Origin of the sequence: Denitratisoma sp. DHT3 (assembly GCF_007833355.1) — a bacterium.
Taxonomy (GTDB): domain Bacteria; phylum Pseudomonadota; class Gammaproteobacteria; order Burkholderiales; family Rhodocyclaceae; genus Denitratisoma.
Genome location: NZ_CP020914.1, coordinates 2,881,687 through 2,907,016, shown reverse-complemented (window position 1 = coordinate 2,907,016; position 25,330 = coordinate 2,881,687). Strand labels below are relative to the sequence as shown.

Annotated in this window: 25 protein-coding genes and 1 pseudogene; 8 read left to right on the top strand and 18 right to left on the bottom strand. The window is 66.4% G+C overall.

From position 1 onward, the window contains the following. Window positions 1-115: 115 nt before the first annotated feature. A complete protein-coding gene (locus tag B9N43_RS13385) occupies window positions 116-1,090 on the bottom strand; it encodes a LysM peptidoglycan-binding domain-containing protein (RefSeq protein ID WP_222428734.1) in 975 nt (324 codons plus the stop codon). A 193-nt stretch (window positions 1,091-1,283) separates the two neighbouring features. Here B9N43_RS13385 and def point away from each other — a divergent pair, with 193 nt between their 5' ends. The 4 genes from def (at window position 1,284) to B9N43_RS13365 (ending at window position 4,028) form a co-directional block, all read left to right on the top strand. Then, window positions 1,284-1,787 (top strand): peptide deformylase, encoded by a 504-nt coding sequence (gene def / locus B9N43_RS13380; RefSeq protein ID WP_145842681.1) that lies wholly within the window; start codon window positions 1,284-1,286, stop codon window positions 1,785-1,787. 28 nt (window positions 1,788-1,815) lie between these two features. Further along, window positions 1,816-2,733, top strand: coding sequence for a methionyl-tRNA formyltransferase (gene fmt / locus B9N43_RS13375; RefSeq protein ID WP_145842680.1), 918 nt, complete (start codon window positions 1,816-1,818; stop codon window positions 2,731-2,733). Window positions 2,734-2,846: 113 nt separating this feature from the next. Next, window positions 2,847-3,689, top strand: a complete 843-nt coding sequence (gene htpX, locus B9N43_RS13370) for a zinc metalloprotease HtpX (RefSeq protein WP_145842679.1) — start codon at window positions 2,847-2,849, stop codon at window positions 3,687-3,689. Between the two features lie 150 nt (window positions 3,690-3,839). Further along, window positions 3,840-4,028 (top strand): DNA gyrase inhibitor YacG, encoded by a 189-nt coding sequence (locus B9N43_RS13365; protein ID WP_145842677.1) that lies wholly within the window; start codon window positions 3,840-3,842, stop codon window positions 4,026-4,028. Window positions 4,029-4,052: 24 nt separating this feature from the next. Here B9N43_RS13365 and B9N43_RS13360 read toward each other — a convergent pair whose 3' ends face one another. Both B9N43_RS13360 and B9N43_RS13355 read right to left on the bottom strand, forming a co-directional pair. Beyond that, window positions 4,053-4,994, bottom strand: a complete 942-nt coding sequence (locus tag B9N43_RS13360; RefSeq protein ID WP_145842676.1) for a Nudix family hydrolase — start codon at window positions 4,992-4,994, stop codon at window positions 4,053-4,055. Beyond that, window positions 4,991-5,896, bottom strand: coding sequence for an ATP-binding protein (locus B9N43_RS13355; RefSeq protein ID WP_145842675.1), 906 nt, complete (start codon window positions 5,894-5,896; stop codon window positions 4,991-4,993). The genes B9N43_RS13360 and B9N43_RS13355 overlap by 4 nt, the downstream gene beginning before the upstream one ends. A gap of 132 nt (window positions 5,897-6,028) precedes the next feature. Between B9N43_RS13355 and B9N43_RS13350 the strand changes: the two genes are divergently transcribed. Then, entirely contained in the window at window positions 6,029-7,228 is a 1,200-nt protein-coding gene (locus B9N43_RS13350) for a murein transglycosylase A (protein ID WP_145842674.1), read from the top strand. A 160-nt stretch (window positions 7,229-7,388) separates the two neighbouring features. Continuing rightward, entirely contained in the window at window positions 7,389-8,591 is a 1,203-nt protein-coding gene (locus B9N43_RS13345) for an ammonium transporter (RefSeq protein WP_145842673.1), read from the top strand. 122 nt (window positions 8,592-8,713) lie between these two features. Here B9N43_RS13345 and B9N43_RS13340 read toward each other — a convergent pair whose 3' ends face one another. After that, complete coding sequence (locus B9N43_RS13340) at window positions 8,714-9,187, bottom strand: RNA-binding S4 domain-containing protein (RefSeq protein WP_261379334.1); 474 nt, start codon at window positions 9,185-9,187, stop codon at window positions 8,714-8,716. 175 nt (window positions 9,188-9,362) lie between these two features. Continuing rightward, window positions 9,363-9,803 carry a helix-turn-helix domain-containing protein gene (locus B9N43_RS13335; RefSeq protein ID WP_145842672.1) on the bottom strand — a complete coding sequence of 147 codons (441 nt, stop codon included), beginning with the start codon at window positions 9,801-9,803 and terminating at the stop codon, window positions 9,363-9,365. 147 nt (window positions 9,804-9,950) lie between these two features. Between B9N43_RS13335 and yjjJ the strand changes: the two genes are divergently transcribed. Beyond that, a complete protein-coding gene (yjjJ, locus tag B9N43_RS13330) occupies window positions 9,951-11,309 on the top strand; it encodes a type II toxin-antitoxin system HipA family toxin YjjJ (RefSeq protein ID WP_261379333.1) in 1,359 nt (452 codons plus the stop codon). Between the two features lie 118 nt (window positions 11,310-11,427). Here the strand turns inward: yjjJ and B9N43_RS13325 are convergent, their stop codons facing one another. The 3 genes from B9N43_RS13325 to B9N43_RS13315 are packed head-to-tail and all read right to left on the bottom strand — an operon-like array spanning window position 11,428 to window position 13,196. Beyond that, the gene (locus B9N43_RS13325; protein ID WP_145842671.1) at window positions 11,428-12,003 is read right to left on the bottom strand and encodes a TMEM165/GDT1 family protein; all 576 of its coding nucleotides are present in this window, start codon (window positions 12,001-12,003) and stop codon (window positions 11,428-11,430) included. A 44-nt stretch (window positions 12,004-12,047) separates the two neighbouring features. Then, window positions 12,048-12,212, bottom strand: a complete 165-nt coding sequence (locus B9N43_RS13320) for a rubredoxin (RefSeq protein ID WP_145843574.1) — start codon at window positions 12,210-12,212, stop codon at window positions 12,048-12,050. A gap of 21 nt (window positions 12,213-12,233) precedes the next feature. Then, window positions 12,234-13,196: a LysR substrate-binding domain-containing protein gene (locus B9N43_RS13315; RefSeq protein WP_261379332.1), complete on the bottom strand. Its 963-nt coding sequence runs from the start codon at window positions 13,194-13,196 to the stop codon at window positions 12,234-12,236. On the opposite strand from B9N43_RS13315, the gene B9N43_RS13310 reads away from it, so the two are divergent. Beyond that, complete coding sequence (locus B9N43_RS13310; protein WP_145842670.1) at window positions 13,195-14,697, top strand: AAA family ATPase; 1,503 nt, start codon at window positions 13,195-13,197, stop codon at window positions 14,695-14,697. The genes B9N43_RS13315 and B9N43_RS13310 overlap by 2 nt on opposite strands. A 283-nt stretch (window positions 14,698-14,980) precedes the next feature. Here B9N43_RS13310 and B9N43_RS13305 read toward each other — a convergent pair whose 3' ends face one another. The 10 genes and pseudogenes from B9N43_RS13305 to B9N43_RS13265 all read right to left on the bottom strand — a co-directional run bounded on the left by B9N43_RS13305 (window position 14,981) and on the right by B9N43_RS13265 (window position 25,300). Then, window positions 14,981-16,999, bottom strand: coding sequence for a diguanylate cyclase (locus B9N43_RS13305; RefSeq protein WP_145842668.1), 2,019 nt, complete (start codon window positions 16,997-16,999; stop codon window positions 14,981-14,983). A 539-nt stretch (window positions 17,000-17,538) separates the two neighbouring features. Then, entirely contained in the window at window positions 17,539-17,694 is a 156-nt protein-coding gene (locus B9N43_RS17225) for a hypothetical protein (RefSeq protein ID WP_186454061.1), read from the bottom strand. A 188-nt stretch (window positions 17,695-17,882) separates the two neighbouring features. Beyond that, the gene (locus tag B9N43_RS13300) at window positions 17,883-19,583 is read right to left on the bottom strand and encodes an ATP-binding protein (protein WP_222428733.1); all 1,701 of its coding nucleotides are present in this window, start codon (window positions 19,581-19,583) and stop codon (window positions 17,883-17,885) included. After that, a pseudogene (locus B9N43_RS17800) lies at window positions 19,580-19,792 on the bottom strand (type IIL restriction-modification enzyme MmeI); the annotation flags it as partial. The pseudogene B9N43_RS17800 and the gene B9N43_RS13300, both read right to left, overlap by 4 nt. A 78-nt stretch (window positions 19,793-19,870) precedes the next feature. Continuing rightward, on the bottom strand, window positions 19,871-20,779 hold the full coding sequence (locus B9N43_RS13290) for an ATP-binding cassette domain-containing protein (RefSeq protein ID WP_222428732.1): 909 nt from the start codon (window positions 20,777-20,779) through the stop codon (window positions 19,871-19,873). Window positions 20,780-20,805: 26 nt separating this feature from the next. After that, on the bottom strand, window positions 20,806-22,917 hold the full coding sequence (gene ovoA, locus B9N43_RS13285; RefSeq protein WP_145842666.1) for a 5-histidylcysteine sulfoxide synthase: 2,112 nt from the start codon (window positions 22,915-22,917) through the stop codon (window positions 20,806-20,808). Then, window positions 22,914-23,567 carry an alpha/beta hydrolase gene (locus tag B9N43_RS13280; protein ID WP_145842665.1) on the bottom strand — a complete coding sequence of 218 codons (654 nt, stop codon included), beginning with the start codon at window positions 23,565-23,567 and terminating at the stop codon, window positions 22,914-22,916. The genes ovoA and B9N43_RS13280 overlap by 4 nt, the downstream gene beginning before the upstream one ends. 9 nt (window positions 23,568-23,576) lie before the next feature. After that, window positions 23,577-23,885 carry a (2Fe-2S) ferredoxin domain-containing protein gene (locus tag B9N43_RS13275; RefSeq protein WP_145842664.1) on the bottom strand — a complete coding sequence of 103 codons (309 nt, stop codon included), beginning with the start codon at window positions 23,883-23,885 and terminating at the stop codon, window positions 23,577-23,579. A 27-nt stretch (window positions 23,886-23,912) separates the two neighbouring features. After that, entirely contained in the window at window positions 23,913-24,248 is a 336-nt protein-coding gene (locus B9N43_RS13270; RefSeq protein WP_145842663.1) for a nucleotide pyrophosphohydrolase, read from the bottom strand. Further along, window positions 24,227-25,300 carry a VanZ family protein gene (locus tag B9N43_RS13265; protein ID WP_145842662.1) on the bottom strand — a complete coding sequence of 358 codons (1,074 nt, stop codon included), beginning with the start codon at window positions 25,298-25,300 and terminating at the stop codon, window positions 24,227-24,229. Before B9N43_RS13265 ends, B9N43_RS13270 begins: the two co-directional genes overlap by 22 nt. Window positions 25,301-25,330 lie beyond the last annotated feature (30 nt).

Below are 25,330 nucleotides of genomic sequence, written 5' to 3'. Positions count from 1 at the left end.
AGGCCGACCGTGGGCGGCCGGGAGGGGGAGGGTCTTCTTGCTCTTCGCGTATTCCATGTACCGGGGCGGGAAATCGGCTTCCATGAGCGTTACGCTGGACTCCGGCTTGGCCGGCTCAAGGGTTGCGCACCAGATCGCCGGTGGTGAAGGGGCGGTCGGCTTCCATGACCAGGGCGTAGGCCACCCGCTCGAAGACGCGGAACACATAGATCAGGCCGATCCGCTCGTCGGGCGTGGTGTAGTTCTCCCAGCTGCCCGAGGTCCGGTCGCGGACTTTCTCGCCGACCCGGTACAGGGCCAGCACATGTCCCACCTCGACCCCATTCTTGGCGCCGCGGGAGAGGGAAATCACCGACAGAACGCCCCCCGTGCGGACGCCCTGGTCGATCGAAAGAATCCGCGCCGCCACCGGCACGGCCGGCAGGCGCTGCGGGTAGCTGACGATGTCCGGGCGGGGCGCCGGCACCAGGCGATCGCCGCGGGCGATTTCCGACTTGGCCCGGCCGATGCGGAAGGTGGCCGGCGTACCGGCGGCTTCAAACAGCGCGGTGCCCAGCATCTGGGCCTCGTAGCCCAGGGCCTCGCCGCTTTCCGGATCGACCAGCTTCCTGCCCGGCCGGTAGATCTGCCACTGCCGGGTCGCGTTGCCGTCCGTGGCGCCGGCCACATACACCTTGTTGCCGTCGCTGGCGTTGACCCGGCCCTCCTCGATGGCCACGATCCGGGGCGAACGATCGAGCTCATCTTCTCCCGTCACCAGCGGCACCGTCAGGAAAGGTTCGATCACCCGCTGTGGAATGGCCGGAATCTCCCGTTTCGCCAGCGACTCCTCGCGGATGCGGGGCGCCAGCTTCACCATTTCCGGTTCGAGCAATTTCAGCTGCGGCCGGCCATCGGCACCGTGCCGCTCCAGCACGATGATCTGCCCCGGATAAATGCGGTGCGGGTTCCTGATCTCCTCCGCGTTCCGCTTCCAGAGCTCATTCCAGCGGAAGGGGTCCTTGAGGAACTTGCCGGCGATGCCCCACAGCGTGTCGCCGGGCACCACCACATGGCGCTCCGGCGCATTCTGCGCCAGTTCGGGAGACACGCCCTGAGCCCAGAGCGAGACACTTGAAAATGCGAGTAGCAGCGCAGATATAATTCTCGACATATTCGGCCTTTCCGTATGCGCCCTTATGCGCCGTGGCGTGACTGGCGCGCTGCTTTCTGCGCCGTCGCCCACCTACCTTCATGCGGTTCATTCGATTCTGCCCGTAAATCCTTATTGCATCAATAGTTTTATGGCTCTGCTGCCCATCCTTCGCTATCCCGACGCCCGCTTGTTCAAAAAAGCGGCGCCGGTCGTCGCGGTCGACGACTCGATCCGCCGCCTCGCCGCCGACATGGCGGAAACCATGTATGCCGCGCCGGGCATCGGCTTGGCCGCGACCCAGGTGGATGTGCATCTGCAGGTGATCGTGATCGACGTTTCCGAGGATCGCAGCCAGCTGCTGACCCTGATCAACCCGAAACTGCTCGACCAGGCCGGCCAGTGCGAAGGCGAGGAGGGCTGCCTGTCGGTGCCGGGCATCTACGAGACCGTGACGCGAGCGGAACAGGTACGGGTGCGGGCGTTGAACCTGGAGGGGCAGCCGGTCGAGATCGAGGCCGACGGGCTGCTGGCGATCTGCATCCAGCACGAGATGGACCATCTGCAGGGCAAGGTCTTCGTGCAGTACCTGTCCCAGTTGAAGCAGACCCGGATCAAGAACAAGCTCGCCAAATTGGCAAGGGAAACCCTTTGACGATCGCGGGCCTGGGCGGGGACGCGCCATGAAAGTCGTGTTTGCCGGCACGCCGGAATTCGCCGCGTGGGCGTTGGAGGCCATCATCGCCGCCGGTTTCGAGGTATCGCTGGTGCTCACCCAGCCGGACCGCCCCGCCGGACGGGGACAGAAGCTCCAGGCCAGCGCGGTCAAGCAGACTGCGCTGGCGCACGGATTGCCGGTGTATCAGCCGGAGCGGCTGAAGGATGCGGCCAGCCATGCGCCGATCCGCGCCGCAGCCGGCGACGTGATGGTGGTGGCGGCCTATGGCCTGATCCTGCCCCAGGCGGTGCTGGACATACCGGCCCGCGGCTGCATCAACATCCACGCCTCGCTGCTGCCCCGCTGGCGCGGTGCGGCGCCGATCCAGCGCGCCATCGAAGCCGGCGACGCGGAAACCGGGGTGGCCATCATGCAGATGGAAGCCGGCCTCGACACCGGCCCGGTGCTGCTGACGGAATCCCTGCCGATCGACGCCGCCGACACCGCCGCCAGCCTGCACGACAAGCTGGCCGCCCAGGGCGCGCGGCTGATCGTCGAGGCGCTGCGGCGCCTGCCCACGCTGACGCCCGTTCCCCAGCCGGAAGCCGGCGTGACTTATGCTCACAAGATCGAAAAAGCCGAAGGCCGGCTGGACTGGACCCGTTCCGCAGTCGAACTGGGACGCCGGATCCGCGCCTTCAACCCCTTCCCCGGCGCGGTGGCCCAGTACGGCGACACGCCGATCAAGATCTGGAACGCTGTGCCGGCCGCAGGCGCGGCGGCGCCCGGTACGATCCTGCAGGCCGACGCGGCAAGCCTGATCGTCGCCTGCGGCGAAGGCGCCCTGGCGCTCACCGAGCTGCAAAAGCCCGGCGGCAAGCGCCTGACGGCCGCCGACTTCCTGCGCAGCTTCCCGTTGCGCGCGGGAGACCGCTTCGCCTAGGACCTGAACCGCGGAGCGAAGCCACCAGGGCGGGCAAGACGGGCATGATTCCCGGATTGAATCTTTTGCCGCCGCCCCCATCTAACCGCCGTTACCAACACGGAGATTCCCAGATGTTCAACTGGTTCAAGACCGCCCTCCTGATGGCCGCCATCACGGCCCTGTTCGGCGTCATCGGCGCCATGATCGGCGGCCAGGGCGGCATGCTGCTGGCGCTGTTGCTGGGCGGCGGCATGAATTTGTTCTCCTACTGGTTCTCGGACAAGATGGTGCTGTCGATGTACAACGCCCAGGAAGTCGACGCGGCGTCCAGTCCCTACCTCTACAACATGGTGCAGGAACTGGCCACCAAGGCCGGCCTGCCGATGCCGCGCGTGTACATCATCGACGAAGCCCAGCCGAACGCCTTCGCCACCGGCCGCAACCCGGAACACGCCGCCGTGGCCGCCACCTCCGGCATCCTGCAAATGCTCTCGGCCCGCGAGCTGCGCGGCGTGATGGCCCACGAACTGGCCCACGTGAAGCATCGCGACATTCTTACCTCGACCATCGCCGCCACCATGGCCGGCGCGATTTCCGCGCTGGCCAATTTCGCCATGTTCTTCGGCGGCCGCAGCGAGAACGGCCGCCCGGCCAACCCCCTGGCCGGCATCCTGGTCGCAATCCTGGCGCCGCTGGCGGCGACGCTGATCCAGATGGCGATCTCGCGCGCCCGCGAGTTCGAGGCCGACCGCGGCGGCGCCGAGATCAGCGGCGATCCGCGCGCCCTGGCCGACGCCCTGGCCAAGATCGACGCCTACGCGCGAGGCATTCCAATGGCCAGCGCCGAGGCGCACCCGGAAACGGCGCAGATGATGATCATGAATCCGCTCTCGGGCGGAGGCCTGGCCGGCCTGTTCCGCACCCATCCGGCCACCGAGGAGCGCATCGCACGGCTCCACGCGATGGTCCGCTGACTGCCCGATGATTTGAAATTGACCCGCACCAGGCCCTGAATTCGGCGCTTAAGTTCGGGGCAGAGTTGTCGATAATCAATTTGACGCGGGGCGCGGTGGTCCGAGTGATTGCCGGCAGTCCCGCGTTTTTCATTGCTCAGCCTTAAAACCGTGCCCGATCCGAAACCCCGCATCGTTCCCTGTCCCGCCTGCGGCAAATCCGTGGCGTGGTCGCCGGCGAATCCCTTTCGGCCGTTCTGTTCCGAACGCTGCCGCAACATCGACCTGGGTGCCTGGGCCAACGAGGAATACCGGGTGCCGGTCAGCGAGGAACCGCAGGAACCCGGCACCGATTCCTGAACTTGGCCGGGTCAAATATCCAGCCTAGTTCCAGGCAGCGCGGATCGCCGCCACGCCCTGCGCGCCCGCCGCCCAGGCGGTGGGCAGATCGTCGCGACCGACGCCGCCCAGGGCATAGACCGGCAGGCCCAGGCCCTGCGCCAGCGCGGCAAAGGCATCCCAGCCCAAGCCTGGCCGCTCCGGATGGCTGACGGTCCGCGCCAGCGGCCCCAGCACGGCGAAGTCCAGACCCAGGCGGTCGGCCTGCTCCAGTTCCCGCCGGTCGTGGCAGGACGCGGCCACCCAACGGAAGCCCGGGAAGTCCGACCGATCCTGCAATGCCATCAATTGGCGGGACGGCAGATGGATGCCGTCGGCAGCGACCGCCCGCGCCAGTTCAAGGTCGCCATTGATCAACACGCGCGCGCCATGGGCGCGGCACAAGGCCACTGCGGCGCGTGCGAATTCGCCGCGTTCCGCGGCCGCGAGGCCGGGTTCGCGCAACTGCACCAGGCGCAGCCCCGCCGCCAGGGCGCGCTCCAGTTGGGCCAACTGGAGCGCCGGGCCGATGGCGGCGGCCTGGGTGATGGCATAGAAATCGGGCAGGTCGAGCGCCTTCAGCACCGGCCCGTTGGCCGGCAGCATCGGCGCCACGCTGGTCTCGCCGGGCACCTGCCAGCTCAAGGCGGAATGCACGTGGTCGCGCAACTCGCCGGTCCAGGCGCCGACACGGAAGAAGTGCAGCCGCACATGGGCATGTTCGTAGCGATGCTCGCGCACGATCCAGGGATGGGCGCTCAGCACGCGGATGCCCAGTTCCTCCTCCAGTTCGCGCTCCAGCGCCTGACGCGGCGTCTCGCCCGGCTCCACCTTGCCGCCGGGGAATTCCCAGTAGCCCGGATAGAACGTGTCCGGCGCCCGCTGCCCGAGCAGGAAGCTGCCGTCCGGCCGCAGCAGCACGGCGGCGGCGACCTGGGTGATCTTCATGCGGAAGCGGGACGGCGGGAGGACTTGGTCTTGCCGGCGTAGTCGCGGGCGAACTGCCAGGCGACACGGCCGGAGCGGGCGCCGCGCGACAGCGACCACAGCAGGGCCTCGGCGCGCGCGGCCTTGATCTGCTTCGGGCCGACGCCGAACGTCGCCAGCCAGTGATTGCAGATGGCGAGATAGTGGTCCTGGTCGAAGGGGTAGAACGACAGCCAAAGACCGAAGCGCTCGGACAGCGACACCTTTTCCTCGGTGGTCTCGCCGGGATGGATCTCGCCGTCCTCGGCATGCACGGTCTCCAGGTTCTCCGCCATCTTCTGCGGCATCAGGTGGCGCCGGTTGGACGTGGCATAGACCAGGAGGTTTTCCGGCATGCCGGAAATCGAGCCGTCGAGCAGACTCTTCAGCGCCTTGTAGCCCGGCTCGCCGGACTCGAAGGACAGATCGTCGCAGAACAGGATGAATTTCTCCGGCCGCCCGGCGATCAGTTCCTCGATCTCCGGCAGATGCGCCAGGTCGCTCTTGTCCACCTCGATCAGGCGCAGGCCCTGCGCGGCGAACCTGTTCAGCACCGCCTTCACCAACGAGGACTTGCCGGTGCCGCGCGCGCCGGTGAGCAGCACGTTGTTGGCACTGCTCCCCGCCACGAACTGACGCGTGTTCTGCTCGATGCGCTGCTTCTGCTCATCCACGCCATGCAGGTCGTCCAGGCCGATGCGATGCGGATGCCGCACGGCCTCCAGCCACCCGCGCCCGGCGCGGGTGCGCCAGCGGAACGCGGGTGCCGACCAGTCGGGCGCCGGCACCGGCGCCGGCAGCAGCGCCTCGACGCGGACCAGCAAGGCCTCGGCCCGGCTGAGGAAGGCGCTCAGTTCAGTCTCGGCGACCGGGCCGGGAGTCATCGTTGTCCGAACCTTTCGGCCATACATACCAGAGGGGAACGAGGAGAAGCAGGGACAGCGCGAACGTCAGGGGAATTGCCATGGGATAATTCGAGGAACTGCCAAAAAATTGCCCGCGAATTTTAACAGAACATGCCCTACCTTCCGCCCCTGCTGCTGTTGCTGACCCTCCTCGCCGGCTGTGCCGCGCCCGGCCCCCGGCCGGCGCCGGAGGCGGCGCAGCCCTGTCCGGTCTGCCCGACGCCGGAAGTTCCCAAACCGGCGGCCAAACCGCTGCAAGACGCAACCTGGGCCGACCTGCCCGGCTGGAGCGAAGCCGCGCCCGCGGACCTGGTGGCCAGCTTCGACGCCTTCCTCGCCTCCTGCAACGCGCTCGCCCGGCAGCCCCTGTGGAAAGACACCTGCGGCGCCGCACGCGCCGCGCAGCAGGAGCCGTTCGATGTCCGCGCCTGGTTCGAGGCCCGGTTCCAGCCCTGGGTGCTGGTCAATCCCGACGGCAGCCGCGAGGGCCTGGTCACCGGCTATTACGAGCCTGTCGTCAAAGGCAGCCGCAAGCGCGGCAAGGCGTACGGCATCCCCGTCTTCGCCCCGCCGGACGACCTGATCACGGTGGACCTCGCCGGGCTTTATCCGGAACTCAAGCATATGCGCCTACGCGGCCGCATTGAGGGCCGCAAGCTGGTGCCCTACTACTCGCGCGCCGAATGGGGCCGGCAGGAAAGCCGCCGCGCTGCCGACGCCCTGCTCTGGGTGAACGACCCGCTGGATTTCTTTTTCCTGCAGATCCAGGGCTCCGGCCAGGTGCAGCTCAGCGATGGCGGCCGCATCCGCATCGGCTACGCCGACCAGAATGGACATCCCTATCGTTCCATCGGCAAATGGCTGATCGACCGGGGCGAACTCAAGGCCGAACAGGCATCGATGCAAGGCATCCGCCAGTGGGCGGAGAACAATCCGGGGCGCCTGCAGGAACTGCTCAACGCCAATCCCAGCCTGGTGTTCTTCCGCGAACTACCGGTCGCCGGCAACGGCCCGCCCGGTGCGCTGGGCGTGGCGCTGACGCCGGAACGCAGTATCGCCGTGGACCGGCGGACCACGCCGCTGGGCGCACCGGTGTGGCTGGACACCACGCAGCCCCTGAGCGAGACGCCGTTGCGCCGCTTGATGCTGGCCCAGGACACCGGCGGCGCAATCCGCGGCCCGGTACGCGCCGATTTCTACTGGGGCAGCGGCCTCGACGCCGGCGCCAAGGCTGGCCGCATGAAGCAAAAAGGGCGGATGTGGGCCCTGTTGCCCAAAGGCTACGCACCGGAAGAGGGCGGCGCTCCCTGAGTGCGGCCGGAGGCACCATGACCGTGCATCCCGAATCACGAATGGCACCGCAACGGTGCCATTTTCGTTGATACCGCTCCGCAACCCCTTGAATCGCAAAGCCCGAGGCCCTGGGTACGGTTGTTGCTGATCGGTGCCCCATTGAGCAACGGAGCACTCCATGGAACCCCTGAAGACCTCCGCCGACGTGCTGTTCATCCTCCTCGGCGCCATCATGATCCTGGCCATGCATGCCGGCTTCGCCTTTCTGGAACTGGGCACGGTGCGCAAGAAGAACCAGGTCAACGCCCTGGTGAAGATTCTCAGCGATTTCGCGGTATCCACCCTGGCCTACTTTTTCATCGGTTACGGCATCGCCTACGGCGTGCACTTCTTCGTCGATGCCGAGCAACTGGCGCAGAAAAGCGGCTTCGAACTGACTCGGTTCTTCTTCCTGCTCACCTTCGCCGCCGCGATCCCCGCCATCGTCTCCGGCGGCATCGCCGAGCGGGCCAAGTTCAATCCCCAGATGGCCGCCACCTTCCTGCTGGTCGGTTTCCTCTACCCCTTCTTCGAAGGCATCGCCTGGAACAACGCCCTGGGCATCCAGGATTGGCTGAAAGCCGCCACCGGCGCCAACTTCCACGACTTCGCCGGCTCCGTCGTGGTCCATGCGGTGGGCGGCTGGATCGGCCTGGCCGCCGTGCTGATGCTGGGCGCCCGGCGCGGGCGCTATGCCCGGGACGGCGCAATCGCCGCGCATCCGCCGTCCAGCATTCCCTTCCTCGCCCTGGGCGCCTGGATTCTGATCGTGGGCTGGTTCGGCTTCAACATGATGAGCGCGCAGACCCTGGACAAGATCTCCGGCCTGGTGGCGATGAACTCGCTGATGGCGATGGTGGGCGGCACCCTGGCCGCCCTGGTGCTGGGCCGGAACGACCCCGGCTTCGTCCATAACGGCCCCCTGGCCGGCCTGGTCGCCGTCTGCGCCGGCTCCGACCTGATGCATCCGCTGGGCGCCCTGGCGACGGGCGTGGTGGCGGGCGTGCTCTTCGTCCAACTGTTCACCCTGACCCAGAACCGCTGGAAGATCGACGACGTACTGGGCGTCTGGCCCCTGCACGGCCTGTGCGGCGCCTGGGGCGGCATCGCCGCCGGCATCTTCGGCCAGCACGCCCTGGGCGGCCTGGGCGGCGTCAGCTTCGGCGCCCAACTGATCGGCACCGCGCTCGGCATCGCCATCGCCTTCACCGGCGGCCTGGCCATCTACGGCCTGCTGAAAAAAACGGTGGGCATCCGCCTCGACCCGGAAGAGGAATACGAAGGCGCCGACCTCACCATCCACAAGATCACCGCCACCGCGGAGCGGGAGACGCTGTGGTGACGATTGAGAGACAGAAATTCGGCGGGTGGTAATGCAGCAAGGCCCGGAATACCGGGCTTTGCTTTTTTGCTACTTCCTGGCGGCCTCCGAACGAGGCCGCCAGGTTTTGCGGTTACCCCTTGTTATCCCTTTAATCCCCGAATCAAACGACCTTCCCGCTTGGTCGGTCGGCCCCTGAGGTCCGATCCCGGTACCGGTGCCAGCTTTTTCAGTTCCTGCTCACGCAGCCGCCGAGCTTCGCTTTCGGGTGTTTCTTCGTAAAGCAGTCGCGCCTCCGGCGCCGGTCGGCGTTGTTCAGCCATGCCTTGGACGATCACGACGAAGATGGTCTGACCAATGGTGATTTCCAGTTCGTCACCGGCCTTGAGCTCCCGGGCCGGCTTGACATGCTCACCGTTGCACTTGATCCTGTGGCTGGCGATGGCGGTCGCCGCCAGGCTGCGCGTCTTGAAGAAGCGGGCCACCCACAGCCACTTGTCGATGCGCATTCGCTCGTCGGTCATGCCTTGGATTTCCTTTTGTGGTCCATCGGTGGCGATGAGCAACAAGGGGATGTCGGCGCTTTGGCATGAGCCTCCGCATTCGAGCGCATCCAAGCCCGCATCTTCAGCCAGAGATGTTTGAGACGCGCCGCCATTGAATCAGCAGAATGCCAGCGCCAGCATGGCCGGATCGTCGATAAACCCGACCATCAGAAGTGGCGCCGCCCGGTAATACCAGGCCGATAGGCCGAACCACAAGTCAGCCAGTTGTTTCTGCATGACAGGAAATTCACGCCTGCATGGCTTGCAGGCGTGCCTGCACTTCCCGCTTGCCCATCTTGCGCAGGACAGCGATCTTGGCAACCTGTTCCTTGCTTGGCCGCGTCTTGCCGGTTTCCCAGTTGTAAATGGTTTGCAGGGATGTTCCCAGAATCGAACCGAGCGCGGCCGCAGACAAGCCGAGACGCTCACGATGTTTTTTCAGGCCGTCGGCACGAAAACGGAGATTGCCGTCGGGCTCATTGGCTTGAACTGCATTGGGTGCTTGCTTGTGGTTTTGTCGTTCGAGAGCTTTGAACTGTTGTTCAAGCGTACCGACCCGACGCTTGAGTTCGGCGATCTCGGCACGGTAACGGGCGTTTGCCTTCTTGAGTGCCTCGGTTTCGCTCCTGAGTTCTTTACGGACGAGGCGCGATATTTCCTGCTTGAGTAGTGCAGCGATGTTCGCCATGAATTGGCCCTTAGTGGTTTATGGTGTTTCAGTCAATCGGCAACGCTTCGATTATCTGCCATGCGACGTGAATCGGGATGAATGGCAGCGCCTCGATGTAACGAATTCACGCTCCCGATTGCGCAGAAAATGTAGTGACTGGTTGCCATGGAGCAGCTACAATTCTCATTCACTTATCTATTCACTTACCTATTCATCACCGTGGCTCGCCATTCCGACTCGATTCGCCTGCTGCTCGGTCAAGGGCCGATAGCCTCTCGCCAGATCGTTGAGAAGACTGGAATCAGCCAGCCGACGGTTTCGCGGGCGCTGGCTGCGCTTGGCGACGAGGTGATCCGGATTGGGTCCGGCTCCTCTATTCGTTACGCCCTGCGGGACACGTCTCGCGGCTTCGCGTCGGCCCCGGTTTTCCGCGTTGGCGATGAGGGGCTGATTCGGGAGCTTGGCACACTCGTTCCTGTGCGCCCGGATGGGTTCGTCATGGTGCAGGCCGACGGCGTGACGCTTCATAGCGACGGGCTACCCTGGTGGCTGTTCGATATGCGGCCACAGGGCTATCTCGGCCGGGCCTACGCATCGACGTACGCCGCCAGTCTCGGCTTGCCGGGAAACCCGGAGCATTGGGGCGACACTGAAGTCATCAGGGCGCTGCTGGCGCATGGCCATGACGCAATCGGCAACCTGTTGATCGGGGAACTGGCGCGCGATCGATTCATTGGAATGCCGGCCCCGCTCCCAGTCGATAGGGCTGCCGACTATCCCGCGCTTGCGCGTGCCGCCGGCGCCGGGGAGGTTCCCGGCTCGTCCGCGGGTGGCAAGCAGCCGAAGTTCTGCGCATATACGGCGCGCGGTCATGCGCTGGTGAAATTTTCGGCGCCAGACGATAACCCCGTCAGCGAGCGATGGCGCGACCTGCTGCTTGCCGAGCATCTGGCGCTTTCGGTGCTTGGCGTCGAAACCGAGGTTTTCGATTTCGGTGGTCAGCGATTCCTGGAAGTGCCGCGATTCGACCGCATCGGTCAGCTAGGCCGCGTTGGCGTGTTCTCTCTGCGCGCGCTCGATGCGGAATTCGTCGGAGACGTTTCGGCTCCCTGGCCGTCGCTGGTAAGTCGACTTGTCGCTGCCGGCCATGTCCATGCCGACGCCGTCGCTGGTTCTGCACTGCTTTGGGCATTCGGAACCCTCATCGGCAATACCGACATGCACGCGGGGAATCTATCGTTTGTAAGTCGTCACGGCCGCCCGTATCAGCTCGCGCCGGCTTACGATGTTCTGCCCATGGGGTTTGCCCCTGGAAGTGGAGGCGCACTCGTCGATACGCTTCCGCCGGTTTCACTGTCCGCTTCGGTCGATGGTGACACTTGGCGCGAGGCGCTGCGTTTGGCTGAAATGTTCTTTGCCATGGTCAGCGATTGCGATGGTTTCTCCGGCAGGTTCTCTCCCTGTGTCGAGTCGATACGCAAGCGTATCGACGAGGCCGCATCCCGCATCGCCCGGTTGGGATAAACCCCGGCCGAAGCCGGACTGCCCCGGCAGTCCTTGCGGCAAACCTCATCGATGCCCCTCATCGCCGCCACGTCGTGCGGCGCGCCAGCGCAGCCGATGCCGCAGGGCGCCCAGGGCCTCAGGGGATCAGGCCGTCGCCCAGACCGAACAGCGTGGCGATACCGAGGACGGCGAAGAGCAGGGCCGCGATGCCATGCACCAGCCGCACCGGCAGATGCTGGGCGATGCGGTCGCCGAGCAGCACCGCCGGCACGTTGGCCGCCATCATGCCCAGCGTGGTGCCGACGACCACCCAGGCCAGGGACTGGTACTGGGCGGCCAGGACCACCGTCGCGACCTGGGTCTTGTCGCCCATTTCGGCGAGGAAGAAAGCCACCAGGGTGGAGCCGAAAACGCCCCAGCGCGGGAGACGGGCCTCGTCCTCCTCGAATTTGTCGGGGACCAGGGTCCACAGCGCCATGCCGATGAAGGACAGGCCCAGCACCCAGCGCAGGGCCTGCGGCGCCATCAGGGAGGTCAGCCAGGTCCCCACGGCGCCGGCAAAGCCGTGATTGACCAGGGTCGCCACCAGGATGCCGAGGACGATGGGCAGGGGCTTGCGAAACTTGGCCGCCAGGATGAAGGACAGCAGCTGGGTCTTGTCGCCGATTTCAGCCAGGGCGACGATGCCGGTCGAGACGAGAAAAGCTTCCATGAGACCGGACAGGGTCAGGGGTTGAGCACGGCGCGGGCCGACGCTCAGGATTCGACCGGTTCGAAGTCGCTCTTCGGCGCTCCGCACTCGGGGCAGCACCAGTCGGCGGGAATGTCCTCCCAGCGGGTGCCAGGCGCGATGCCATGCTCGGGGTCGCCCGCCGCTTCGTCGTAGATATGACCACAAACCACACACTGCCAGCGTCGCATCATGACTGCTCCTTCAGTTCGTCAGCGGATCGGCCGGGTGCCGGGCAGGCGCGTCGCCAGCAAGGCGCACCGCACGACGTCGATGGCGCGATGGCGCGGAAAGCTGCTGCGCCAGACCAGGCCCACCCGCCGCGTCGGCTGCGGCTCGACGAAAGGCCGCACGCGCAGCAGCGGATCCTTGGCGGGAATGCCATCCACCGCCGAGGCCGGCATCACGGTGATGCCGACGCCGCTGGCCACCATGTGGCGAATGGTCTCCAGAGAGCTGCCCTCCAGGATGTGTGGCGAGGCGCCGGCCTGCAGATTGGCGGGGGTGCATAGATCCAGCACCTGGTCGCGGAAGCAGTTGCCCGGCCCCAGCATCAGCAGGGGCGTCCCCAGCAGTTGGGCCGGCTCGATCTCCTTGCGCTTGACCCAGGGATGGCCCACCGGCAGCAGCACGCGGAACACCTCGTCGTAGACCGGCTGCGCCACCAGCCCCGGCTCCTCGACCGGCAGGGCGAGGATGGCCACGTCCAGCTCGCCGTTCTTGAGCTTTTCCAGCAGGCGCTGGGTGAAATTCTCCTCGATGATCAGCGGCATCGCCGGCGCCGCCTCGCGCAGCAGGGGCACCAGGCGCGACAGCAGATAGGGGCCGATGGTATAGATGCAGCCCAGTCGCAGCGAGCCGGCCAGGGGATCGCGGCCGGCGGCGGCCACTTCGGTCAGCCGGGCGCATTCGGCCAGCACGCGGCCCGCCTGGGCCACCACCTGGGCGCCGATCTCGGTGACCCGCACTTCCTGCGGCGCGCGCTCGAAGAGCGCCACGCCCAGTTCATCCTCCAGCTTCTTCACCGCCACCGACAGGGTAGGTTGGGACACCGAGCACTTGTCGGCGGCGCGGCCGAAATGCCGCTCCTGGGCCAAGGCGATGATGTAGCGCAGTTCAGTCAGGGTCATGATGGCGTGAAAACGATGCGTCCAGGGCCGCATAATACGCATCATGACCCTATCGCCGCTGATCGCCGCCCTGCTGGACCCCGCGCGCTACGACGCGGGGACGACGCGGGTCGACCTGGTGGAGACCCATATCTCCTGGCTGCTGCTGGCGGGAACGCGGGCGTACAAGATCAAGAAGCCGATCGTCCTGCCCTTCCTCGACTACGGCACCCTGGACCGGCGCCGTGCCTGCTGCGAGGCCGAACTGCGCCTGAACCGCCGCTACGCGCCCCAGCTGTACCGCGGCGTGGCGCGGATCACCGGCAGCAGCGCCGACCCGCGCTGGAACGGCAGCGGGCCGGTGCTTGAATACGCGGTCGAGATGGAGCGCTTCGACGAGGCGGCGCGCCTGGATCACGTCTGCGCCCGCGACGCGCTCACGCCGGCGCATCTGGACGATCTGGCAGCGACCGTGGCCCGCTGCCATGCCGAGGCGCCGGCCGTGGCGAGCGGGGCGCCGTGGGGAACGCCGCAGCAGGTGCACGCCGACGCCGAGGAGAATTTCGCCGAGCTGCGACAGCTGATGACACCCGATGATCAGCCCCTGATCGAGGAACTGGCGCGCTGGAGCGCGGACGAATGCCTGCGCCGCGCGGCCGACTTCGCCCGGCGCCACGACCAGGGCCGGGTGCGCGAATGCCATGGCGACCTGCATCTGGGCAATCTGGTGCTGCTGGGCGAACGCGTGCTGCCTTTCGACTGCATCGAGTTCAACGAGGGGTTCCGCTGGATCGACGTGGCCAGCGAGGTCGCCTTCACCTATGTCGATCTGCTCGACCACGGCAAGCCGGACCTGGCCGCATGGTGGCTCAACGCCTGGCTGGCCGCGAGCGGCGATTTCGATGCCCTGGCGGTACTGCGCTTCTACGCTGTCTACCGGGCTCTGGTGCGGGCCAAGGTGGCCGCGATCCGCGCCGCCCAGGAGGGCGGCGAACCGTGCCAGGCGCGCGACTATCTGGCGCTGGCGCGACGGTTGAGCCGGCCGCCGGCCCCCACCCTGACCATCACCTGGGGCCTCTCGGGCAGCGGCAAGAGCCGGGCCTCGGCGCGGCGCCTGCAGGCGGATGCGGACGCGGCAACCATCCGCCTGCGCTCCGACGTCGAGCGCAAGCGCCTGTTCGGCCTCTCCGCGCTGGACCACAGCGGTTCCCCGCTGGACGGCGGGTTGTACACCGCTGCCGCCCACCAGCATACCTACCAGCGACTGGCGCACTTGGCGGAACGGATCCTGGCGGCCGGTTGGTCGGTGATCGTCGATGCCGCCTTCCTGCGGCGGCGGGAACGCGATGCCTTTCACGCCCTGGCCCGCACGGCCCGCGTGCCGTTCGCCATCCTGGCCTGCCAGGCGTCGCCGGCGCAATTGCGCGAGCGCGTGGCGCACCGCGCCGCGCAGGGCGCCGACGCCTCCGAAGCCACGCTGGCGGTGCTGGAACGGCAATTGCACGATCACGATCCGCTGGCGGCCGACGAGCGGCCCTGGGTGGTGCCCAATCAGGAAACGTCCTGACTCGCGGCGATACGGCGGGCACGGGGCATGTGGGAGCGGGCCATACCCGCTTCCACAAAATCAGAACCTCCGTGCCTCCTTGACAGAGCTTTTCCGTCGCTCCGCCCCGGAGGATGGCGAAGGGATGGAATGCCGAAAAAGCTTTTCCGCCGCGCCACCTTTCCCACGATGGGGAAAAGCGGCACGCGGCGCCAGCCGCAACCTATCGGTGCCGCTACAGCGTTCCCCGTGATATCGAGCACAGCGAGCCGACTCGAACCCTCCGGAGGGGGGCGAGTCCACCTCACAGTATCACCTCGACCCGGTTGCGGCCCTGTTGCTTGGCGCGGTACAGCGCCGCGTCGGCGCGGCTGATGGCGTTGTCGAGCGAGACGTCGGCGGGCTTCAGCAGGGTCAGGCCGATGCTGACGGTCATCGGGATGGCGATGCCCTGGAATTGCGCGGGGGACTGCTCCAGCGTGGTACGCAGGCGCTCCGCCAGTTCCAGCGCCCCGGCCTCGTCGGTGCCGGGCAGCACGGCGGCGAATTCCTCGCCGCCGACGCGGCCGAAGATATCCACCCGCCGCAGACTCTCCCGCGCCACGATGGCGAAATGCCGCAGCGCCGCGTCGCCGGCGATGTGACCATAGTTGTCGTTGACCCGCTTGAAGAAGTCCAGATCCAGCATCAAAAAGGCGGCGGACTGGGTGAAGCGCTTCACCCGCTCCATTTCCTGCTTTCCCTGCTCCATGAAGCTGCGCCGGTTGGGCACGCCGGTCAGGGTGTCGGTGGTCGCCAGGCGCAGCATCTCCTCCTCGGTACGGCGCCGCACCTCGATGTCCTGGAACGCCGCCACCGCGCCCTCGATCACGCCCTGGTCGATCATGGCGGTGATGGTCCATTGCACCGGAAAGCCGCTGCCGTCCTTACGGAACAGCCAGTCCTCGGCGGTGCGGGTCACGCCATCCTGCAGCGTCTGATGCATCGGGCATTCGTTGGCGTGAGACTCGCGGCCATCGGACTGCCGGTGATGGAACAAGGTGTGAGCATCCTGGCCGATCGCCTCCTCCCGCGCATAGCCCAGCATTTTCAACGCGGCCGGATTGACGAAGCTCACCTTCCTCTGTCGATCGATGCCGAAAATGCCCTCCCCGACCGACATCAGCAGCAATTCGTTGCGACGCGACAGGCTGGCGATCGCCTGTCGGTCAGCCTGCGCCGCCGCCGTCGCGTTGTCCAGCTGACGCTGCCATTCGGCGCGGGAATAACGCAGCAACAGCAGCAGCAGGATCTCCGCCGCGAGGAAACCGAAGGCATTGATGACGACGTTGCGCCAGGTCTGGTGGCGCAATCCGGTCACTGCGTCGCTGACATCGGACCAGACCAGCACCGAACCCACCGGCGCGCGCCGCGGATCCCTGCCGCCCAGGTAATCGCGCAAGGGAAAACGCACCACCTGGTAGGTGCGTCCGCGCCAAGCCAGGAGGCTGGAAGTGAAGCGGTCGCCATAGGCCGGCAGGACGCCCGCCGCCAGCCAGGCGCGCACCTCGGGACGCGTGGCGGTGTCCAGATAGCAGTCGCAGGAGACGTATTTCTCCCCAGCCGGCGGCCGGTTGGCCGGCCAGACGACGCTCTCCAGCCGGGCGCGGTCCACCACCACGGCAAATCCCGCCGTCAGTTGGCGATCCAGCAGGGACAGGATGGGCTCGAAGGAGCCGCCCGCCTCCACCGCGCCGATGGCCGTGGCGCCACCTTCGGCGGTGGGCAGCGACACCGGCGCCACGCCCCGTACCCCGGAATGGACACGGCCGATCTCGAACCCGGAGCGGGCGCGCCGATCCCGATTCACATCGACGACCAGCGGGCGGATCTCGTCGATGCGGTCGCCGAACTTTTCCGGCACGTGGATCCGCAGAAAGGACAGCGCACCCGGCGCCAGGAAGAAATGCAATTGGCGCAGGCCGAACTGTTGCTGCAGGACACGCCAGGATGGCTCCACCTCCTGCAGCAAGGCCGCGCGGATTTCGGCGGCACGACGGTGGCCGGCCCCGCCGCCTTCCGCCAGCACCGCCTCCCGGCCACGGGCGAACAACGCCGAAACGCGGGGCGAATTGGCTACCAGCGCGGCCAGGGTGACCAACTGATCCTGCTGGTTGGCCATCGCGACCTGGAAAGCCGTCTGCGCCCGCGCCGCCTGCTCCGCCAGCATCTTCTCGAAATCTTCCCGCTCCCGGGCATTGCGGCCCAGGGCCAGGGCCACGAACAGGATCACCAGCAGAAAGCTGGAGAAGCCGACCAGGGGAACAAAGAATCTTTGTCGCATGAGGTTAGGACCAACCGCCGACTCCCCGATGTTCACCCTTCCGATTCTATGCCGGTTCCATGACCCTGCGCCAATTCTCGATCTGAACGCTATCCCAGGCGCCGGCGCAGCACGGCGCTGTCGCCATCGACCGCCACCGAGAGCAGCAGCAGGGCTGCCGATCACGGTACTGGCCTGGGCGCAATGGAACAGCGAGAGCTCCACGTACAGCAACTGGCCCAGGGTGCCGTAGACGAAGGCCAGGAGCGGGTGCGCACCGGCCACCCAGCGTCAGGCGGCGCGGGGAACGATGGTCATGGTTTCTCCCAGTCAAGCAGCCGCCGCGACGGGGAAGTCATCGCGGCTTAACAGCGGCCCGATACACGGGCCGCGACAGAACGGCAAAGCGGTACGCAGACCGCGGGCGGGACTATGTCAGCGGTTGGTAGATCACCAGCCTTCGCAACCCTTGATGCGCTCAACCCAGCTTGGCCTGCTGGGTGATGTTCATGGCCGCGATGGCATGTTGACGGATGGATTCCTGTTCACGGGTTCGGCGATCAGGTTGGTGAAGCGCGCCCGATGATCTGCACGATCTCGGTCAGGCTGCGGCGGTAGCCGATGGTCAAGGCGTATTCGCACCAGATCCAGTCGGAACCTTCCTTCGCCATGTCCAACGCGATGGACTCGTGGTCGTGCTCATGGCATTTGCTCAAGAAAACATGGATCAGGGACGAGGCTCATATCGGCTCATATCGGCTCATATCGGCTCATATCGAATCAAAGCCCTTTCGTCCGGAATAATATCTAACACATTGTTAAATATATGATTTTCATATAAATCAAACGAATCCCAGCAGGCAGAACAAAACTCGATCAAATTTTTCCCGGTACCCATGGCGGCTCATAGCGACTCATTCTCGCCCAAGGTGTAGAACGCCCCGCGCCGCTCGCCATGCTGCACCAGTCTGCCTTCGTCCTTGAGCCGCTTCAACAATTTGGCGGCCTGGTCTCCAGTCAGATGACACAACTCGATCACCTCGCCGCGCCGGATGCGCCCATGATGCTGAAGATGACCCAATACCAGTTGCTCGTGCTGCAAGGAGCTGAACCCCGCCTGGCGGGTGTAGGCCACCTGCTTGCCCTTGGCGCGATAAACCTCCGCCGATAGCGTATAGCTGCGGTTGCGCGTGTTGCCGTGAGGCTGCACCAATCCGGCCTCGACCAGCCGTTCCAGCGTTCGCTTGGCCTGGGAGTGATCGCGATGGATGTGCCCGGCCAATTCTTCCACGCCCAGACGTTTTTGCTCGCGCAATGCGGCCAGCGCAATCAGGCTGTCGATGGGCAGTACGGCCCCATCTTGCCGGCTTTCCTGTTCGACCACCAGTTGCAGGAAAACCTCATCCGCTTCCACGGTTGCCAGTTGCAGCACCACACCGTGGTCATCGGTGCGGCTGTAGTCGGGTTCCGGTCGGCCAAAACGCAGCATGCCGCGATAAATCTTGTCCACCCCGCGTCCCGAACGTTCGACGACACCGATACGTTTCATGGCATCGGCCAGCGCCGGGTTGCGTGGACGCGGTTCGGTCGTCAGCAAATTATGGAGTGTCACGCCCTCCATCAATCCTCCCGGATTGCTGACCGTCAGTCCATGATCGTCCAGCCGCACATGGACAGCACCGAGACGGTGGTAATCGCGGTGCACCAAGGCGTTGGCCACCGCTTCCCGAAAGGCGCCAATGTCCACCTTGGGAACGGGAACGCGAAACAAACCAATCTGTACTTCATGCTCCGGGTTGTAGGGACGAAAATTGGTTTCCAGCCATTCCAATGCTTTCAACAATGGGTAACGCTGAAACTCATTGAACGACACGGCTTCGCGAGACAGCACCTGGAATGCCAGCTCATGCGTGGGCACGAGTTCACGCAAGGCATTCTCGCGACCAATCACCAGCAGGCCCGTGAGCGTTGGCACCCGTACCGCCTGGGCCCCTTGCCCGACACGGACGGTGAATCCGAGTGCGCCATCCAATGCCTCGTCATCCAGTTCCAGCAATATCCGGTCACCACCGAATTTCTGTATTGCCTGACGCAGGCGCTCCCGCTCCAGCGGATCGAAATCGGCAAGCGTGGCGCCGGCCACCGGCTGGGCCGACACATCCGTCAGTCCAAAACTCGATGCCCGGCTGATCCGGTCATGCGGCAACATGGGCACGCATTCGGGCGTGCCATCGTGCTTGATACGGCGGCGCAGATACACGCCTGCCGTCGTCGCAACCTCGGACATCGACTTGGGAACCGCAATCCGGGCGACGCGGCAGCCTGCGACATCCAGAGCCTCCACCGTCACCCCCAGGGATGGCGAGGTTCTGGCGGCGACCAGCCCCGGCAATCCGGCCAGATTCCGGTGGGCTTCATGCAGGCCCGTCGGCGTGCCGTCATCCTCCACACCCAGCCAGAGTTCCCCGCCATCGGCATTGGCCAGGCACACCAGGGCTTCGACCAGCTCATCGTCGGACAGGCGCTTGAGGTCACTCTTGAATTCCACCGTCAGGGTTTCTGCGTGCGGCAAGGGTGGGGAAGAACGGGGCTTGTTCATGCTCATGCTCGCGTCCCCCTCGTTGTTTTCGCAATTGCCCCCTCGCTCCGCTTGCGGAGAGAGGGCTGGGGTGAGGAGCGTTTTTCCGCTGTCATTTTCGTGTACGGCTCGAACAGCTTTTCCAGCCGCTCGGTGTCGTTCCGGAAACGGCGACCGATGTAGATGCGCTCCAGCACCTCGTCGTTGCGCTCGTGGGCGCGGCAAAGGACTGGAGGGCAAGGTCCGAGAGGGTGGCTTCGATTTCGACTGCGCTCATGGGGGCTTTTTTAGCGTGAAGTGTCCGGTAGCCCCGCTCAGTCGCGCAGTTCGCGGCCGGTCAGCTTGAGGAACACGTCTTCCAGATTGGCGGGACGGTGCAGGGTGCGCAGCTGCGGGCGCGTTGCCAGATGATCGAGCAGCGGCCGGGCGTCCTCCACGTAGCAGAACGCGGTCTCGCCGCTCACCTCGCAGCGGCGCGCGAAGCGGCCGGCCTCGGCGGCGGCCCAGCCGGGGGCGTCCTCGCCGAACACCTCCACCACGTGGGGTTCGATGAATTCGCCGATCAGGCCCTGCGGCGAGCCTTCGCTGATGATGCGTCCGGCATCCATCACCGCCAGCCGATGGCAGAGGCGCTCCGCCTCGTCCATGAAATGGGTGGTGAGCAGGATGGTCTTGCCCTCGGCCAGGAGACGCTTCAGGCGCTCCCAGATCAGGTGCCGGGCCTGCGGGTCCAGCCCCGTGGTGGGCTCGTCGAGGATCAGCAGGTCCGGATCGTTGACCAGGGCTCGGGCCAGGGTCAGGCGCCGCTTCATGCCGCCGGAGAGAGTCTTGATGTCGGCGTTTTCCTTGCCAGCGAGGCCGGCGAAATCCATCAGGTGGGGAATCCGGGCGCGGATCGCGGCATCGGGCAGGCCGAAATAGCGGCCATACACCAACAGGTTCTCGGCGCAGGTGAAGTCGGGGTCGAGGTTGTCCAGTTGCGGCACCACACCGACGCGCGCACGCGCCTGCCGCGCCCGGGCCGGCACCGGCTGCCCGACCAGTTCGATGCGGCCGTCGTCGGGCGCGATCAGACCCAGGCAGCAGCGCAGGGTGGTGGTCTTGCCGGCGCCGTTGGGACCCAGGAGGCCGAAGCATTCGCCGCGCCGCAAGGCAAAGGAGATCCCCGCCACCGCGCGGCGCCCGCCGTAGGACTTGACCAGGTCGTCGACGACCAGCGGCATCGCGGCCGCGGCAGAGGCGGCGGGGGCTATTGCCGGCGCTCCCATAGGGTGACCTCGGACAGGGTGTGCTGGTGCTTGCGCCGGGTTTCGCGAATCACGAAAGGCACCTCCAGCGGGCCTTCGAGCAGGCGAAAATGGGGCAGGAGGATTTCCTTCAGGCCGTCCAGGGTGGTGAAGCTTTCGCCGTCGCGCTTGAAGCCGCCGATCCATTCGGCGCGCGGCGTGTGTTCCTCCAGCCAGGTACAGGGCGTGGCGATGAGCAGGAGGCCGCCGGGATTGACGCGGCCCGCCAGCCCGTCGAGGAACTTCTTCGGACTGTAGAGGCGGTCGATCAGATTGGCGGCGAAGACCAGGTCGTAGCCGGTGAAGATGTCCTTCAGATTGCAGGCGTCGCCCTGGAAGAACTCGACCTTGCCGCGCACCGCGTCGAGGCCGAGGTCGGCCAGCCGCACCTCCCGGTAGCTGACCAGCTCGCCCTCGTCCGCCAGGGTGTAGCGCAGCACGCCGTCCTCGGCCAGGCGCACGCCGGCGCCGATGAAGCGGGCGGAGAAGTCGATGCCGGTGACGCGCTCGAAATGCCGCGCCAGTTCGAAGCTGGCGCGGCCGGTGGCGCAGCCGATGTCGAGCGCGCGGCGCGCGGGGCGCCCGCCCAGCGCGCGGATGGCGAGTTGCGCCAGGGTGCGCGGGAAGTTGGGGACGCCGAAGTGCTCGCCGCCGTAGTGGAACTCGCTGTACTCGCTCAGCATGCGGTCGCTTTCGTAGCCGACGGCGGGGGCCGGCGCCGGCGCGGCGGCAGCCACGTAGCGGAAGCCGGCATGCTGGAAGAAATGGCGGCGGAAGGCGTAGCGCGCGGCGGCGAGCGCCTCGTCGCCGCAGGAGATCCAGGCGCCGCCCTTGATCAGGTTGTGGCGATTGTCGAAGGTCGGCGTGGTGAAATCGTCATACACCGGGTGCACGGCGAAGCCGTCGAATGGATAGGTCGGCGTCTCGGTCCATTGCCAGACATTGCCGACCACGTCGTAGAACTCGCCGTGACGGAAGCGGGTCACCGGGCAGGAAGAGGCGCCGTGGTCGAGATGCAGGTTGGCCTCACAGGCGCGCTCGGGCACGGGGTCGGCAACGCCGCTGACGGCATGCAGGCGGTACCACTCGTCCTCGCTGGGCAGCCGCACCGGCAGGCCGCTCGCGCGCGCCTTCCAGGCGCAGAAGGCCTTGGCCTCGTGGTAGTTGGTCTCCACCGGCCAGTCCCAGGGCATCGGCACTTCCTCGCACATCAGGCGCAGCCGCCACTGGCCGTCGCGCCGCAGCCAGAAGGTCGGCTGCCGGGCGCGGGCGAAATTTCGCCAGGCCAGTCCTTCCTCCTGCCACAGGCTGTCGTCGGCGTAGCCGCCGGCCTCGACGAAGGCGAGGAACTCCTGGTTGCTCACCAGATGACGGCTGGCCTCGAAGGCCGGGACGGCGGCCTCGTGGCGGCCGTATTCGTTGTCCCAGCCATAGACCGGATCGGCGTAGTCCTTGCCGATGCGTACCGTGCCGGCGGCGACGGGCACCAGATCATTCTCCGGTGCCGGTCCAGTAGTGCGGCAGGGCTGCCAGTCGGGATGGGGGCGCACGTAGCACAGATCGTGCTGGCGGATCAGCACCGACGAGGTTTCGAGGTGGATGCGCTCGTGCTCGATTCCCATCAGCACGATCCAGAACGGGTTCTGCCAGTCCACCGGCAGAGTCAGCGGCGTCTCGGCGATGAAGGTGTCGACCACCTCGCGCACCCGGCGCCGGTAGGCGCGCACCGCCTCGACGCTGGGCCAGTCGTAGTGGGCGTCGTTGAGATCGTCCCAGCTCATCTCGTCCACGCCGACGGCGAACATCGATTCGAGGCGCGGGTCGATGCGCTGGCCGATCAGCCCGGCGACGAACAGCTTGTTGATGAAGAAGGTCGCCGTATGCCCGAGATAGAAGATCAGCGGATGGCGCAGGGAGATCGGCTTTTTGTAATACGCCTCGTCGCCGATCAGGGTCTCGAACAGCGACTCGTAGCGGTCGGCGGTGGCGTGGAAATAACGGCGGATCTCGGCGCGCTTGGCCTCGGCGTCGGTGCCGGCGAGATGCGGCGTGCGCGGAAAAAGGGCCGGGTTCATGGCAGCGGGGACGGCGGTGTGGCAAAGCCGCGGCAGATGATGTCGCGGATCAGATGCAGGCGCCGATGGAAGAAATGGTCGGCGCCGGGAATCACCGTCACCGGCAGGTTCAGCGGTTCCGCCCAGGCCAGCACATTGGCCAGCGGCACGGTTGCGTCTGCCGCGCCGTGGATGACGATGGTGTCGGCGGCGACGGCCTCGCTCCGGTAGGTGCGCGCGCCCTCGACGAAGCCGGCGGCGGTGCCCACCAGCACCAGGCGCGAGGCCGGCCGGCCGGCCTCGGCCAGGCGCTTGGCGATGCGAGTACTGACATAGGCGCCGAAGGAAAATCCGGCGAGCACCAGCGGCAGTTCGCCGAAGCGGCGGCGCGCGTAGTCCAGCACCGCGAGCTGGTCGTCGGTTTCCTGCTCGCCGTGATCATGCGCCCCTTCGGAAGCGCCGACGCCGCGGAAGTTCGGCCGCAGCGTGACATAGCCCAGCTCGCGGAACGTGCGCGCCAGGGTGGTCACCACCTTGTTGTCGGCGGTGCCGCCGAACAGCGGATGGGGATGGGAGATCAGGGCGATGCCCCGGGCACCCTCCCTCGGTTCGACAAAGACCTCGATGCGTCCCGCCGGACCGTCGATCAGGATGCGTTCGTGGCGGGACATGCCGATCCCCTAGACTTTCAGCCGCTCCACGACGACGCCCTTGACCAGATGGGAATCGACGATTTCCTGGATGTCTTCCTCATCCACGTAGGAATACCAGACGCCTTCCGGGTACACCACGGCCACCGGCCCCTTGTCGCAACGACCCAGGCAGCCGGCCTTGTTGACCCGGACCTTGCCCGGCCCGTCCAGCTGCAGGGACTTCACCCGATCCTTGGCGTAGTCCAGCATCTTCGCCGCGCCGGCAGCGGCGCAGCAGAGCTCGCCCTCGGCGCGCTGGTTGACGCAAAAGAACATGTGACGTTCGTAGAAACCCATGACATTACCCCGCGGAGAAATCCCAGATTATCGCAAATCCGCCGGCGGCACCGGGTACTTGAGGGCATTCTTGACCATCTTGGCGTGCGCCGCGGCGATCAGGTCGATGCCCAGCACGTCGGCCATGCGCAGCAGGTAGATGAAGGTGTCGGCGATCTCGTCCCGCACCTCCGCCAGGGTCTCGGCCGGCAGCGCCGCGCTTTGCTCCGGCGTCAGCCACTGGAAGTGCTCCACCAGTTCGGCGGCTTCGACGATCATCGCCATCGCCAGGTTCTTCGGCGTGTGAAAGCCCTGCCAGCGGCGCTCGGCGGCGAAGCGGCGCAGCGCTTCGCGCAGTTCGTTCAGGGTGTTGACGTTTTCCATGGTTCCCTCGTCACCAGCAGCAGCCAGGGCAAGGCCAGGAAGGGCCAGAGCATGGACGTCAGCCGGGTCAGACCGTTGAAGTTGAGGAAATGGCCCTGCACCCAGACCTGGGCGGCCTGGACCAGGTAGGGATTCTCGGGCGCCAGGTTGACCAGCACGGTGGCGAACAGGAGCGCGCTGCCCGCCAGCACGCGGCGCAGCACCGCGGGTAGCCAGAGGCAGGGCAACAGCAGCAGCAGTCCGACTGCCAGCCCCCGGCTATTGCCCGGCGTCAGCCAGTGCAGCGCCTGGTCCGGCTCCACCAGCAGCGCGGCGGCGAAGCTTCTCACCAGGAGCGCCAGCGCGAACAGCAGCAGCAGGGCCCGTACCCGGTGCTGCCGCAGCACGCCGCTCGCCAGCAGGCCAACGGCATAGGCGCCGGCGGCGGCGATGCCGGTTTCAATGCGGCTGAAATGCTCGGCGTCGAAATCGAAGGAGGACTCCAGGCCCAGCAGCTGGCGCAGGTCGCCGCAGCCGAAGAGCAGGATCTCCGGGTTGAGCTGGGTCAGCAGCCACAGGGCCAGCAGGATCAGACCGTAGTCGCCCCGGTGTCCCGCCACCACCCAGCGGTCGCGCCATTCCCGCAGGTGGGCGCTATCGAACAGGCGCTTCCCGGCGGCGGCGGCGAGCGCCCCCAGCAGGGTGCCGAGACTGTTGCCGCTCAGATCCAGGTTGGAGGGCACGCGGCTGGGCAGGAAATGCTGCAGCGTTTCCATGCCGAAGCTGAGGCCGCTGCCGATCAGGAGCGCCAAGGCGACGGCGAGCCAGCGCGGCAGGCGGGCCTGGAGGGCGGCGCCCCAGAAAAACCCCAGCGGCAGATAGGCGGCCACGTTGGTGGCCAAATCGAAGAATGTGAAATAGCGCGGCCAGGGCGCCGTCAGAAAGGCCAACAGCGGCGCCCCGGAATCCTGCCAGCCGGTGAACGGATGCAGGCTCGCATACAGCACCAGCAGCGTATACGCGGCGGCGATGTAGAGCCGCAGCCGGGGCGGCCGTGCCGGTGATGGGTTCATCTCGTGCGTCGTGCTGCGTGACGTGCGGAC

Bases quoted from the DNA above. Each gene is read 5' to 3' on its own strand.
- def (WP_145842681.1), top strand. From the start codon at position 1,284: ATGGCTCTGCTGCCCATCCTTCGCTATCCCGACGCCCGCTTGTTCAAA.
- fmt (WP_145842680.1), top strand. From the start codon at position 1,816: ATGAAAGTCGTGTTTGCCGGCACGCCGGAATTCGCCGCGTGGGCGTTG.
- htpX (WP_145842679.1), top strand. From the start codon at position 2,847: ATGTTCAACTGGTTCAAGACCGCCCTCCTGATGGCCGCCATCACGGCC.
- B9N43_RS13360 (WP_145842676.1), bottom strand. From the start codon at position 4,994: ATGAAGATCACCCAGGTCGCCGCCGCCGTGCTGCTGCGGCCGGACGGC.
- B9N43_RS13355 (WP_145842675.1), bottom strand. From the start codon at position 5,896: ATGACTCCCGGCCCGGTCGCCGAGACTGAACTGAGCGCCTTCCTCAGC.
- B9N43_RS13350 (WP_145842674.1), top strand. From the start codon at position 6,029: ATGCCCTACCTTCCGCCCCTGCTGCTGTTGCTGACCCTCCTCGCCGGC.
- B9N43_RS13345 (WP_145842673.1), top strand. From the start codon at position 7,389: ATGGAACCCCTGAAGACCTCCGCCGACGTGCTGTTCATCCTCCTCGGC.
- B9N43_RS13335 (WP_145842672.1), bottom strand. From the start codon at position 9,803: ATGGCGAACATCGCTGCACTACTCAAGCAGGAAATATCGCGCCTCGTC.
- yjjJ (WP_261379333.1), top strand. From the start codon at position 9,951: ATGGAGCAGCTACAATTCTCATTCACTTATCTATTCACTTACCTATTC.
- B9N43_RS13325 (WP_145842671.1), bottom strand. From the start codon at position 12,003: ATGGAAGCTTTTCTCGTCTCGACCGGCATCGTCGCCCTGGCTGAAATC.
- B9N43_RS13320 (WP_145843574.1), bottom strand. From the start codon at position 12,212: ATGCGACGCTGGCAGTGTGTGGTTTGTGGTCATATCTACGACGAAGCG.
- B9N43_RS13310 (WP_145842670.1), top strand. From the start codon at position 13,195: ATGACCCTATCGCCGCTGATCGCCGCCCTGCTGGACCCCGCGCGCTAC.
- B9N43_RS13315 (WP_261379332.1), bottom strand. From the start codon at position 13,196: ATGATGCGTATTATGCGGCCCTGGACGCATCGTTTTCACGCCATCATG.
- B9N43_RS13305 (WP_145842668.1), bottom strand. From the start codon at position 16,999: ATGCGACAAAGATTCTTTGTTCCCCTGGTCGGCTTCTCCAGCTTTCTG.
- B9N43_RS13300 (WP_222428733.1), bottom strand. From the start codon at position 19,583: ATGAGCATGAACAAGCCCCGTTCTTCCCCACCCTTGCCGCACGCAGAA.
- B9N43_RS13290 (WP_222428732.1), bottom strand. From the start codon at position 20,779: ATGCCGCTGGTCGTCGACGACCTGGTCAAGTCCTACGGCGGGCGCCGC.
- ovoA (WP_145842666.1), bottom strand. From the start codon at position 22,917: ATGAACCCGGCCCTTTTTCCGCGCACGCCGCATCTCGCCGGCACCGAC.
- B9N43_RS13280 (WP_145842665.1), bottom strand. From the start codon at position 23,567: ATGTCCCGCCACGAACGCATCCTGATCGACGGTCCGGCGGGACGCATC.
- B9N43_RS13275 (WP_145842664.1), bottom strand. From the start codon at position 23,885: ATGGGTTTCTACGAACGTCACATGTTCTTTTGCGTCAACCAGCGCGCC.
- B9N43_RS13270 (WP_145842663.1), bottom strand. From the start codon at position 24,248: ATGGAAAACGTCAACACCCTGAACGAACTGCGCGAAGCGCTGCGCCGC.
- B9N43_RS13265 (WP_145842662.1), bottom strand. From the start codon at position 25,300: ATGAACCCATCACCGGCACGGCCGCCCCGGCTGCGGCTCTACATCGCC.